Annotated in this window: 12 protein-coding genes; 11 read left to right on the top strand and 1 reads right to left on the bottom strand. The window is 70.2% G+C overall.

Annotation, left to right across the window (positions count from 1 at the left end):
* Window positions 1-2 precede the first annotated feature (2 nt).
* From HPY32_RS12180 to HPY32_RS12130, 11 genes are read left to right on the top strand one after another with little or no spacing between them, the layout of a single operon-like run.
* Window positions 3-272, top strand: coding sequence for an acyl carrier protein (locus HPY32_RS12180; protein ID WP_157777303.1), 270 nt, complete (start codon window positions 3-5; stop codon window positions 270-272).
* Complete coding sequence (locus tag HPY32_RS12175; protein WP_067581342.1) at window positions 266-880, top strand: hypothetical protein; 615 nt, start codon at window positions 266-268, stop codon at window positions 878-880. Before HPY32_RS12180 ends, HPY32_RS12175 begins: the two co-directional genes overlap by 7 nt.
* Window positions 877-1,500, top strand: coding sequence for a GNAT family N-acetyltransferase (locus HPY32_RS12170; RefSeq protein WP_067581344.1), 624 nt, complete (start codon window positions 877-879; stop codon window positions 1,498-1,500). Before HPY32_RS12175 ends, HPY32_RS12170 begins: the two co-directional genes overlap by 4 nt.
* Window positions 1,497-1,961, top strand: a complete 465-nt coding sequence (locus tag HPY32_RS12165; RefSeq protein WP_067581346.1) for a MaoC/PaaZ C-terminal domain-containing protein — start codon at window positions 1,497-1,499, stop codon at window positions 1,959-1,961. Before HPY32_RS12170 ends, HPY32_RS12165 begins: the two co-directional genes overlap by 4 nt.
* A 14-nt stretch (window positions 1,962-1,975) precedes the next feature.
* Window positions 1,976-3,577 (top strand): thiamine pyrophosphate-binding protein, encoded by a 1,602-nt coding sequence (locus HPY32_RS12160; RefSeq protein WP_067581348.1) that lies wholly within the window; start codon window positions 1,976-1,978, stop codon window positions 3,575-3,577.
* Between the two features lie 40 nt (window positions 3,578-3,617).
* On the top strand, window positions 3,618-4,367 hold the full coding sequence (locus HPY32_RS12155) for an ABC transporter ATP-binding protein (RefSeq protein ID WP_197696382.1): 750 nt from the start codon (window positions 3,618-3,620) through the stop codon (window positions 4,365-4,367).
* Window positions 4,364-6,895, top strand: coding sequence for an ABC transporter permease (locus HPY32_RS12150; RefSeq protein ID WP_067581352.1), 2,532 nt, complete (start codon window positions 4,364-4,366; stop codon window positions 6,893-6,895). Before HPY32_RS12155 ends, HPY32_RS12150 begins: the two co-directional genes overlap by 4 nt.
* Window positions 6,896-6,920: 25 nt before the next feature.
* Entirely contained in the window at window positions 6,921-7,487 is a 567-nt protein-coding gene (locus tag HPY32_RS12145; RefSeq protein WP_231951441.1) for a hypothetical protein, read from the top strand.
* Window positions 7,484-8,227, top strand: coding sequence for a 3-oxoacyl-ACP reductase FabG (gene fabG, locus HPY32_RS12140; protein ID WP_197696383.1), 744 nt, complete (start codon window positions 7,484-7,486; stop codon window positions 8,225-8,227). Before HPY32_RS12145 ends, fabG begins: the two co-directional genes overlap by 4 nt.
* A 12-nt stretch (window positions 8,228-8,239) precedes the next feature.
* The gene (locus HPY32_RS12135) at window positions 8,240-9,295 is read left to right on the top strand and encodes an SAM-dependent methyltransferase (protein ID WP_067581358.1); all 1,056 of its coding nucleotides are present in this window, start codon (window positions 8,240-8,242) and stop codon (window positions 9,293-9,295) included.
* Window positions 9,296-9,339: 44 nt separating this feature from the next.
* A complete protein-coding gene (locus tag HPY32_RS12130) occupies window positions 9,340-10,869 on the top strand; it encodes an AMP-binding protein (protein WP_171982840.1) in 1,530 nt (509 codons plus the stop codon).
* 278 nt (window positions 10,870-11,147) lie between these two features.
* On the opposite strand, the gene HPY32_RS12125 is transcribed toward HPY32_RS12130, so the two are convergent.
* Complete coding sequence (locus HPY32_RS12125; protein WP_067581362.1) at window positions 11,148-11,738, bottom strand: Uma2 family endonuclease; 591 nt, start codon at window positions 11,736-11,738, stop codon at window positions 11,148-11,150.
* Between the last annotated feature and the right edge of the window lie 78 nt (window positions 11,739-11,816).

The following is an 11,816-nucleotide window of genomic DNA, read 5'->3' as shown; positions in this document are numbered from 1 at the left end:
CAGTGACCGCAGATGCGAACACCACGATCGAGGACCGATTCCTCGAGGTCGTCGCCGCCGAGGTGGAGCGGATCAACGACCTCGACGACACCCCGACCGTCACCGTCGACGACGCGATCATCGACGACCTGGAGCTCGACTCGCTCGGCGTGCTGGAACTGGTGCTGCGCCTGCAATCGGTGTTCTCGGTCGCGCTGAGCGAGGAGGAGGTGGTGGCCGCCACCACCGTCGGCGACCTGCTGAAGCTCGTGAACCCGGTGCGGCCGTGCTGAAGTTCGTGGCGCTGGAACCGGTGCTGACGCAGGAGGATACGGCCCGCGCCGCCCGGCTCGTCAGCGCCGGTCCCGTCTCGGCGGTGTCGAGCGCGGGCCCGCAGTGGGTGCGCGAGCGCGAGGCCACCGCGCTGCTGGACCGGTCCGCGGTGGCGTTCGTCGTCGCCGGCGGCGAGGCCGGAATCGGCGTCCTGCGCGCCGAACGATTGCAGACCCCCGGGGTTTTCGAGCTCGCGCTGCACAGCGCCGACGACGCCGCCCTCGAAACCATCGGCGTCGCGGCAGGTTTCGACGAGATCGTGCGATACCTGACGAGCACGACCGAGGTGCACCGCATCGAACTGTGGTTCGGCGTGTACAACCGGCTGCTGCTGGATCACTGCCTGGAGTCCGAGCACTTCCGCTGCGAGGGCATGGTCCGGGATCGGTACTTCGCGGCCGGGCGGTACTGGGACGGGCTGGTGTGGTCGATCACCGGGCCGCGGCTGCGGGCCATCCGGGAGGCCGACCCGGCCGCCGCCGAATCCGAACGCGCCTACGCGCGGACCTCGGCGCGGCTGCGCCGGGCCATCCGCGACCGGCTGGCCGACCCGGAACCGGCCTCGTGACCATCCACGGTCTGTGGACCCGGCTCGAGGAGAGCCGGGGCGCGGACCCGTCCCGGATGCTGGCCCGGGTATTCGAATCCGCCGCGCAGCGGCTGTTCGCCGGGTCCGCCGTCGCGCCCGTGGACGATCGGGGCCTCGGCGCGCTGGCCGATGCCTCGGACCGGATGCTGGGCTACATCTACCGCCGCGACGACGGCGGCCCCGGCGCGCCACGGCCGATCGGCATCTACGACTGCCGCCTGGCCGAGCCCGCGCGCATGCACGTCGGCGTGGTGCTGGCGGGCGATGCCGCCTGGGGCGACGGGGTGGGCATGGACGCCATGCTGGCGCTGCTGCGCTACCTGTTCCACTTCGACGGCCGCCGGGCCTTCGAAATGACCGCGGCCGTGCACAATCCGCACACCGTCCGGATCATGGTCCACCGCGCGGTGCGGCCCGAGGCCCTGCTCGCCGATGTGGTCGCCGACGGATCGCGGCTGGTCGAACTGGCCGTCGGCACGCTGACCGAACCGGAGTTCGCCGAGGTCGGCTACCGGGTGCCCGGCGGCAGCGAATTCACCGACACCCGCTGGCGCGAGGTACGCGAGCGGGTCCTCGCGCAGATCGGGGCGCAGTCGTGACCGCCCTCGGCGAAATATCCGACGCCGCCGCGTATCTGGCCGACCTGGCCGCCGCGCCGGCGCGCCGGTCCCGCGTGGTCGTGCTGACCCAGGAGCGGATCACGGCGTTCGGCCGGGTGACCGACGACATGCAGTGGATCCACACCGATCCCGCGCGGGCGGCCGCAGTGGGCGGCGAGACGATCGCGCACGGCATGCTGGTGGCCGCGCTGATCCCGCCGCTGGTGGCGGAGCTGATCGAACCGCCGGGCATCGAACGGGTCATCAATCGCGGCTTCGACCGGCTCACCTTCGCCGCGCCGGTCCCGGCGGGCGCCTCGATTCACCTGGACGCCAAGGTGATCGGCACCGAGGCCGCCCCGGGCCGGGTGGAGGTGCACTGCGATGTGACGGTGTGGACGGCCGCCCGGCGGGCGCGGATCTGCGCCGCGGGCGTGCTCCGCCTGCGATTCGTACTGTGAAAGGGCATGTGGGGATGGGTATCTGGGATGAGATGGTGATCATGCTGGAGCGCACCGGGGCGCGGTTGTATACCGGTGTGCCGGGCGACGATCCGGACATCATCGATGCGGCGCGGGCGGCGGGAGCGGAATACGCTGCGCTCCAGGATCAACGGACGGCGGGCTACGCGGCGGTCGGATGGTCGCGCAGCACCGGCCGCGCCGCCGTGCTCGCCACCGCCACCGGGCCCAACCTGCTCAACGCGCTGATCGCGGTCTCGGAGGCATACACCTCGCGCACGCCGCTGCTGGTGGTGACGACCCTCGTGCACGATACGGCGGTGGGGCGCGGCGGTTTTCAGGAATTCCCGGTGTCGGGCCTGAGCGACGGGCTGTTCACCTGGACCCACCGCGTCGCCGATCGCGCCGAACTGGAGTGGGCGGTCTCCCGGGCGTGCTACCTGGCCGAGCACGGGCGGCGCGGCCCCGTGCATCTGTTGATCTCCCCCGAGGTCGCCGGTGCCGAGCCCGTGCCGACCTTGCCCACCGCGACTGCGGGACAACCGATTCCGGCGGGGCAGCCGATCGAGGCGCTGGACCCGGTGCTCGACGTGCTGCGTGGGGCGCGCACTCCGGTCCTGCTGTTCGGTGGCGGCACCCGGCGCGACGAGGTGGCCGAATACGGTGTGCGGCTGGCGGATTCGATCAATGCGCTGTGCCTGGTGACGGCGTCGGGGCGGGGCGGATTCCCCGAGGATCACCCGCGCTTCGGGGGTCTCGCCGGACTGTATCTGCCGCCGCAGTCGAAGGATGCGCTCGACGAGGCCGATGTGCTCGTGGTTCTCGGCAGCCAGCTCGAGGAGACGGCGCTGATGGGCTGGGAGTCGGTGCACCGGCCCACCCTGATCCACGTCGACACCGATCCGACGGTGCTCAATCGCGTTGTCGCCGCGCACCATCCGGTGATCTGCGACTCGGGCGCCTTCCTGCGCGCGGCGTGCGCCGGGCTCGCCGACACCGGCGCGTCGGTGGCGCCGTGGTGGCGACCGTGGCAACCGGAGACACCGGCTACCACCGAATTCGTCGAGACCGTGCGATTCTGGACCACCCTGCGCGCCGTGCTGCGCGAGCATCCCGTCGACGTGCTCGCCCAGGAGAACGGCCTGGCCGACCTGTGGGGCTACTACGCGCCGTGTTTCACCCTGCCCCCCGGCGTGGTGCCGCTGGTGCCGAGCGAGCAGACACCGCTGGGATTCGGCCTCGGCGCGGCCCTGGGCGCGGCGCTCGCCGGGCGCCGCGCGCTGGCGGTCGGCGGCGACGGCGCCTTCCTCACCAACCTGCCCACCCTGGTCGCCGCGGGCCGCGCCCGGGCCGATATCTGCTACCTCTGCCTGGACAACGGGGGATTCGGCTGGCCGTCGCTGAGCCGAGACGACACCGAACTCGTGGATTTCGATGCCGCGGAGCCGATTTCGGCGCTCGCGCAGGCCACGGGGTTCGCCACCGCGACGGTGTCCGAGCCCGAGGCGCTGGCCGAGACCCTCGCTACCATGGTGGTGGGGAGGGGTCCGCGCCTGGTGGTGATCCGGCTCGGCGATCGCCCGCCGTTTCCACCGGCTCCCGCCGTCACGCTGTAGTAGCGTGCCCGAGAAGTACTTCTGTATGAAAGGAAGTGTCGTGCCTGGTTCGGCGAGTGCACAGCCTCCGGTTCTGCGGGCGCACGCGGTGAGCGTGACCTTCGGCAAGAAGGATGCGGCCGTGGTGGCGCTGGACGAGGTCGACCTGGCCATCGCGCCCGCGTCGTTCACCGTGATCATGGGTCCGTCCGGATCCGGCAAGACCACCCTCATGTCCTGCCTGAGCGGGCTGCTCGCGCCGACCCGCGGCGAGGTCGTCTACGGCGACACCGGCCTGTACGCCCTGGCCGACCACGAGCTGTCGCGGCTGCGGCTGGAGCATTTCGGCTTCGTCTTCCAGGACTACGGCCTGCTCGAATCGCTGTCCGCGCGCGGCAATATCCTGCTGCCCGCCCGCGCCGCCGGAAAGACGGTCGACGAACGGCGGCTGCGCGGCCTGTGCGAGGACCTGGGCATCACCAGATACCTGGGCATGCGGCCCGACGAACTGTCCGGCGGCACCCAGCAGCGGGTGGCGTGCGCGCGGGCGCTGATCTCCGACCCGGACGTCATTTTCGCCGACGAGCCGACCGGTGCGCTGGATTCGCACAATGCGGCGCGCATCCGGGAACTGCTGCGCCGCATCGTCGACGAGCGCGGCATCTCCGTCGTCACCGTCACCCACGATCCGCAGTTCGTGGAGTTCGCCGACCGGGTGCTGCTCATCCGGGACGGCCGCATCGAACAGGATCTGGTGGGCGCCACCGTCGACCAGGTGGTGGCGTCCGCGCAGCAGCGGGTGGCGATGTGAGCCTGCCCCGTGCGCGCATGACCTGGGGGCTGGCATTCGGGCAGCTGCGGCAGTACCGGCGCCAGACCGTGCTGGTGCTGATCATCTCCACCGCCTTGCTGGCGGCGCTGCTCATCCCCGCGGGCCTGTACGTCTCCTACCGCGACAAGGTCACGCAATCCCTCGCCGACACGGTGCTGCCGGGCGAACTGATCGTCACCGCGGCCAAGCCCCTGGCATCCGAAACCATCACCGAGGCACTGCGATCCGCCCCCGGCGCCTGCGCGCTGTCGCAGATCACAGGCCAGGTGGTGCTGTATTCCGGTGGAGCTGCGTCGCAATCGATTCCGGGAACCTACGTGCGGTCCGACGGCCCTTGCGCGAACGCAGCTCCCGGCCCGGGTGAGGTATCTGCCACGCCCGCAACCGATTCCGGTCCGGGTGGGTTAGCACCCACGCCCGCACGCGATTCCGTCCCGGGTCGGGTATCGCCCACGCCTGCGACCACTCCCGGTCCGGGTGAGGCATCGCCCGCAAACGATTCCGGGTCGGCCGGAGTGATGGGCGTCTCCGGCGCGCGGGCGGCGGTGGGGGTGAATACCTCCACGCCCGAGGCGGCCGCCGCCGTTCGGTTCGGCAACGAGGCGCTGGCGCGGGAAATCCTCGGCGTCCCGGCGGGTTACACGCTGGTCGCGCTGGCCGGACCCGACGCCGGTAAGGTCGCCGACCGGCTCGCGGCCGCGGGCGGCACGGTGAACACCCGCGCGGCCTACGTCGACGGGCTGACCTCTCAGCAGCTCGCCAACGTGAGCTTCCTCGGCGTCATCGCCATCACATTCGCGGTGGTACTGATCGGCGGCCTCGCCGCGGCCCTGGCCTTCTCCCTGGCACTACTGGCCATGCACCTGCGCCCCCAGCTCGCCACCCTGCGACGAATCGGCGTGCCCCGCACCCAGATCCGCACCGCCAAGGCCATCCAGGCGGCCCTCCTGCTGACGGTCGCCGCCGTGGCCGGAACAGCAATCGCGTTCGCCGCCGACGCCACCGTCCCCACCGGACGCGTACTACTGGGCACCTTCCCGGTAGACGGCGTCACCATCAACGGACCGGTCATAACCACATCCCTGCTCGCCCTCACAGCACTACTGACCGCCGCCTGGTTCCTGGGCGACGCAATCTCCACCGGACCCCGCGAAACCACCACCGCCCGCCCACAATTCGCCACCATTCGCCGAGTACTCCCGTTCGGCTTTGTGCGCCGGGTGTTGTCGTTCATTTCTGTGCGCCGGGTGCTGTCGTTAATTTCTATGCGCCGGGTGTTTTTGCCGGTGCTCGCCCTCGGTTCTCTTGCGGTGGGGATTTGGTCGGTCGTGACGCCGCGGTTCGGGTTTGCTGGGCTGGTTGTGGGGTACTGCTTGGTGTTGGCGGGGTTGTTCGTGCTTGCTGCGCCTGGGCTGCGGGTGTTCGGGCCGTTCGGGGAGGTCGGTGCTGCGCGGGGGGTGTTGTTGCCGTGGTTCGGTATCGGGAGCGTTGCTCGGGTGCGGGCGCAGGCGGCGGTCGCCGTGTCCTGCATCGGGTTTACCGCGACGCTGGTGGCCATTGTGTCGGTGTTCGCCACCTCCACCGATGTTTCCATCAACCGGCAGATCGACGCGAATGTCGGTGCGCAGGTCGTGGTCGAGCCCAAGACCGGATTCGCCATCGCCGGATCGGATGTGACGGCGCTGCGCGGGGTTTCGGGGGTGGCCGGGGTGGTGGCCGTCGCACCGCGCAACGGCGTCGATGTTCAGGGCGGGACCAGCAATGGCGTGGGCATCGATGGCCCGCTCGACAGCGGCGCCCTGCAGATCACCATGACCGACGGCACGGCCACCGCGAATCCGGGCGAGGCCATGCTGTCCGCCACCGAGGCGTCGAAACTGGGTGCGCGCGTGGGTGATTCGATCACCGTGGCGGGCGCGCCCGTCCGGGTGTCCGGCATCTACCGGGACGCGCCCACCCTCGGCGACTTCGTCGTCCACGCCGATCTCGGCGCGGGCTTCCAGTACGTCCTGATCCGCACCACCGATCCGAACGCCCGGACCGGCATCGACACGGTCGCGGCCGGTCTGCCGAATCTCGCCGTGCGCTCCATCTCCGAATACGTGGTGCAGCAGAAGGAACAGACGCGGGTGATCATCGCGGCGCTCACCCAGCTGTCGATCGTGGTCGGCGCGGGCCTGCTGCTCGCGCTCGGCGTCGTGCTCGGCGTGCTGACGGGCGGTCGGCTGAAGGAGTGGGCCACCCTGCGGCAGCTCGGATTCAGCCGCGGCCTGGTGTTGCGCTCGGTCGGCATCGAGGGCGCGGTGGTCGCGACGGTCGGCGTGCTGGCCGGTCTCGCGGTCGGCTCCGCCTTCGGCTACGCGGTGTGCAAGTACCTGCGCTGGGCGGGCCTGACGGACGTGGTCCTCGACCCCGTCACCTCGGCCGCCGCCGGCGCCTGCCTCATCGCCGTCGGTATCGTGGTCTACCTGATCGCCTGCTCCAGCACCCTGCGGCAGCTGCGATGAGAACGAATCCGGGGGAATTATGAATGTGAATCCCATTGCGGGACTCGGCGCCAATCCGATCGTGGCGGTCATTCTCGCCTGCGAGATCGGGTTCTGGATCACCGTCGGGTCGGGCCTGCTGCTCCGCTACCTGCTGCGCATGACGAGGGCCAGTTCCGTTGTGCTGGCGCTGATTCCGCTGATCGATGTGATCCTGGTGGTGGCGGTCGCCATCGATGTGTACCGGGGCGCGGAGGTCACCGGCGTGCACCGGCTCGCGGGCATCTATCTGGGCTGCACCGTGGTATTCGGCAAGTCGATGGTGCAGTGGTTGGACTCCTGGTTCGCCTACCGGTTCGCCGGTGCGCCGCGACCACCCAAGCGACCCAAAAAGGGGCCCGAGGCCGTCCGGGCCGAGACCAAATCGTTCGTGAAATGGCTGTTGGCCGCGGGAATCGCCCTGATCGTGTGCTTCGGCCTGTCGGTCACGGTGGCCGACGCGCAGCAGGGCGCGGCGCTGCGCCAGGTCGTGCAGCCGCTGGGCACCATCACCCTCATCTGGTTCCTGACCGGACCGGCATGGGTCAAGGGCACCTCGGAGGCGAGCAAGTGACAACCGAACGACCGCTGGCCATCGTGACCGGCGGCGCCCGCGGCATCGGCGCGGCCTGCGCGGTCCGGCTCGCCGCCGACGGCTACGACATCGCGTTCTGCCACCGCAATCCGGGTACCGCCGCCGAGGCGGTGGAAACCGAATGCGCCGAACGGGGCGCCGCGGTTTTCCGCGCGGTCTGCGATATCGCCGACGCCGCGGCCGTCGACGACTTCGTCCGGGCGGCCCAGCAGCGCTTCGGCGATCCGGCGGTGCTGGTCGCCGCGGCCGGAATCACCCGCGACGGCCTGCTGATCCGGGCGACCGAGGACGACTGGGACCGGGTGCTGCGGACGAATCTGTCCGGCGTGCGGCACATCTGCAAGGCGGTCGTGCCCGGCATGATGCGCCGCCGCGCGGGGTCCATCGTCACCCTGTCCTCGGTCGCGGGCCTGACCGCCGCCCTGGGACAGAGCAATTACGCGGCGACCAAGGCGGGCATCATCGGATTCGGCAAGGCGCTCTCGGCCGAGGTCGCGCGATTCGGCGTCCGCGTGAATGCCGTCGCGCCCGGTTTCATCGAGACCGAGATGACCGAGGCGCTGGGCCCGGAGGCGCTGCGCGAGGCACGCAAAACGATTCCGATGCGGCGATTCGGCGCGCCGCGGGAAGTTGCCGCCCTCGTCTCCTTCCTCGCCTCGGAGGAGGCGAGTTACATTACGGGCCATACGTTTTGCGTCGACGGCGGTTTGGCGGCCTGAAGGAGAATTCTGGTGACCGATGTGGACGCCTATCCGCGCATCATGCTGATTCCGTCGGTCGGTGAATATCCGATCTACGACGAGAAGCTGTATTCCGTGATGACCGCGGACACCATTCGAGTGGAGGCATTCGAGCGGGCCGTTCGTCGGCACGCACCCGGCAGGACGGTTCTCGATATCGGCACCGGCGCGGATGCCAACTGGGCGCTGGTCGCCGCCGAGGCGGGCGCCACCCGGGTGTGGGCCGTGGAGGCGCTGCCCGAGGCGGCCGAGAAGGCGCGGGCGCTCGTCGCCGAACGCGGCTTCGACCACATCATCACCGTGCTCACCGGAACCTCCCGCGAGATCGACCTGCCCGAGCGCGTGGACGTCTGCGTCTCCGAGACCATCGGGACCATCGCGAGCTCCGAGGGCATCTGTGCCGTCTTCGACGACGCCGCGCGGCGGCTGGTCCGCGAATCGGGCGTCTTCATCCCGCACCGCGCCGAAACCACCGCCGTCCCTTTCGATTTCGACGCCGTCCTCGCGGGCGCCGACCCCACACTGATGGACGAGTACGCCCCCTATGTGGAGCGCGTCTTCGCCGCGGTGGGCAAGAGCTTCGATCTTCGACTGTGCTGGACCGAGATTCCTCCGGAGGGCCGCCTGGCGACCCCCGCCGTGGTCGAAGACATCCGATTCGGCGGCGCGGCACACGAATTCGGCACCACCGCAACCCCCATGCGAATCACCCGCCCCGGCCGCTTCACCGGCATCGCCCTCGGCATCCGCCTCTGGGTCTCCCCGGACGACCCCGCCCCCATCGACTCCCTCGACCAGCAAACCTCCTGGCTTCCACTGTTCGTCCCCGCCGATTCCGACACCCCGCGCACCGTGACCCCCGGCGACGAATTCACCCTCACCTTCGGCGCGCAACCGGGCCCGGACGGAATTCACCCCGACTACACCCTCTCGGCCCGTTTCACCGACGCCGACCACAATGAAATCACCTGGGCCGCACCGCATCACGGCTCCGGCAACCTCGGCGACAACCCGTTCTACCGCCGGGTGTTCCCCGGCGCCCGCTGATCGCTCCCGTCGCCCCCGCCTCCCGTCTCTGGCAGACTGCGACCATGGCTGATGGGGTGGATGGTGGGCCGGTGATCCGGTGCGGGGGACGGGTGCGGGCGCAGGCCGAGGCGCAGCGGCGGGCCGGGCGGGTGGCGGCGGCGCTGGCGGAGCAGGGCGCGGGTCGCGGCGTGCGGATTGCCGTCATGCTCCGCAACGACATCGAATTCCTCGAGGTGTCGCTGGCGGTCGCGGCGACGGGAGCCAATCCGGTGCCGGTCAATACCGGCTGGCAGGCGCCCGAGGTGGCGCACCTGCTCGCCGACAGCGGGGCCCGCGTGGTCGTCGCGCACACCGAATTCGTCGCCGTCGTGGAACGCGCGCTGGAACTCGCCGCCTCGACCGCCACGGTCGTGGAGGTCGAGATGCCCGACGCGCGCCCCACCGGCCGCCACCCGCTGCTGGACCAGTGGATCGCCGCGCACCCCGAGCCGCTCGCCCACGTCGAGGGCGCCATCGCCGACTCCATGGGCCTGATCTACACCTCCGGCACCACGGGCCGCCCCAAAGGCGTTGTGCGCCAGAAGATGACGCCGGAGCAACTGCTGTCCTCGGCCGGGGCCATGGCGAAGCGGATGGGCCTGCTGCCCGGCGGCGAGATGCTGGTGGCGGGCCCGCTCTATCACACCAGCCCCAATACGGTGGCGGTGCTCGCGCTGCGCATGGGCGCCAACATCACGATCATGCCGAAGTTCGACCCCGAAGGCTTCCTGCGCGCCGTGCACACCCACCGCATCACCCAGGTCAAGGTGGTGCCGACCATGCTGTCGCGGCTGCTGTCGCTGCCCGCCGAGGTCCGCGCCCGCTACGACGTCGGCAGCCTCACCCACGTGATCCACTCGTCCGCGCCCTGCCCCCCGGCGGTGAAGCGCGCCGCCATCGAGTGGTTCGGCGAGGCGCTCATCGAGTTCTACGGCTGCACCGAGGCGGGCGCGATCACCTGGATCGCCGCCTCCGAGTGGCTGTCGCACCCCGGCAGCGTCGGCCGCCCGGTCGACGGCTCCGGCGTGGTCGTCGCCGACGACGACGGAAACGCGCTGCCGCCCGGCGACATCGGCCGCGTGTACGTCCGGGGCGCGGAGTACTGGCCCGCCTCCGGCTATCTGAATGTGGAAGAAAAGCCCGGTCCCGTACCGGGTTTCCTTGCCGTCGGCGACAACGGCTACCTCGACTCCGACGGCTACCTGTACCTCACCGGCCGCTCGTCGGAAATCATCATCCGCGGCGGCGTCAATATCTATCCGGCCGAGATCGAGAACGCGATCATGGCCCTGCCCGGCGTCGAGGACGTCGCCGTCTTCGGCATCCCGAACGCCGATCTCGGCGAAACCGTTGCCGCACACATAGTCCCGCGCCCCGACGCCGACCTGTCACCGGACGGCATCCGTGCCGCCCTGAAGGACCAGCTGGCCCGCATCAAGGTGCCCGCCACAATCGAGATCACCCCCGCCCTCCCACGCGACGACGCGGGCAAGATCCGCAAGCGCCTGCTGCGCGCCCGCTACCCGGACGGGCTCACAGCCCCGCCTCGATAGCCGACGCATCGGCCTGCATGCCGGTGGCATTCGGGTGCAGGGACCCTGCGATATCGCCCAGCAGGCGTCGTGACCGATACTGGGCGTGAAGGTATCGACGAAGGTTGCCCCGTGCCCCCGCGCCTGATCGCTCAGCATGCCGTTGAGCGCGAGCACGATTCCGTTGGCATAGGCCACATCCCCGACGGTGAGCGGGAGCTGGTCGCAGCCGCCGCTCTGCGGCAGCACATCCAGATAGCCGAGACCAGAATTCTTGCGCCAGTTCCCTGGTCACCGCGCTAGAGGGCACTGTCGAGGTCCAGCAGTTCCGCAGGATCCAGCGCCAGCGGGAAGGGGGTATCCGACCGCAGGGTGCGGCCAGCGTGAACAACTGTGGGAGAACCGTATTCGCCGTCGACCAAGGTGTACGCCTCGATACGCGGGTGGGGTTCGAGGTCGATAATCCAGTACTGCGGAATACCCGCATGCGCATAGTCGTGCAGCTTGTCGACCCGGTCGACCTGCTCGCTGCCGCTGCGCCGCGAAACGACCTCGGCGACGAGCAGGACGTCACGCCCGTAATAAGTGCGCGCATTGGCCTCGTGCGCGGCCCGTGCCGCGTCGCGATCGATCACGCCCACGTCGGGCTTGCGAACCCCGGCCGGTGTCGAGATGTCCATCGGAGCCTGTACGAAGACCTTGACCTCGGCGGCGCGGGCTGCGGCACGGAATCGGTCGCGAAGTATGTCGGCGGCCAGGTCGTGCCGTGGGCTCGGGGACAAGGGGATCAGCCACCCATCCGCGAGCTCGTACCCCTTGCCTTCGTCCGGCAGGGCATCCAGGTCGTAGACCGTGTACGGCCCGAAGGCGTGGTCGTGGGCAACACTCACCGTGTCCTTCCTTCCCGGCCGATTCGTCGACACCCCACAGCGTAGTCGTTCGCGGGCGCGCGATCAGGGCCGAACGCG

The organism is Nocardia terpenica, assembly GCF_013186535.1.
GTDB lineage: Bacteria > Actinomycetota > Actinomycetes > Mycobacteriales > Mycobacteriaceae > Nocardia > Nocardia terpenica.
Note: the sequence above shows the minus strand (reverse complement) of the source record. Positions and strands in the feature narration are given on the sequence as shown.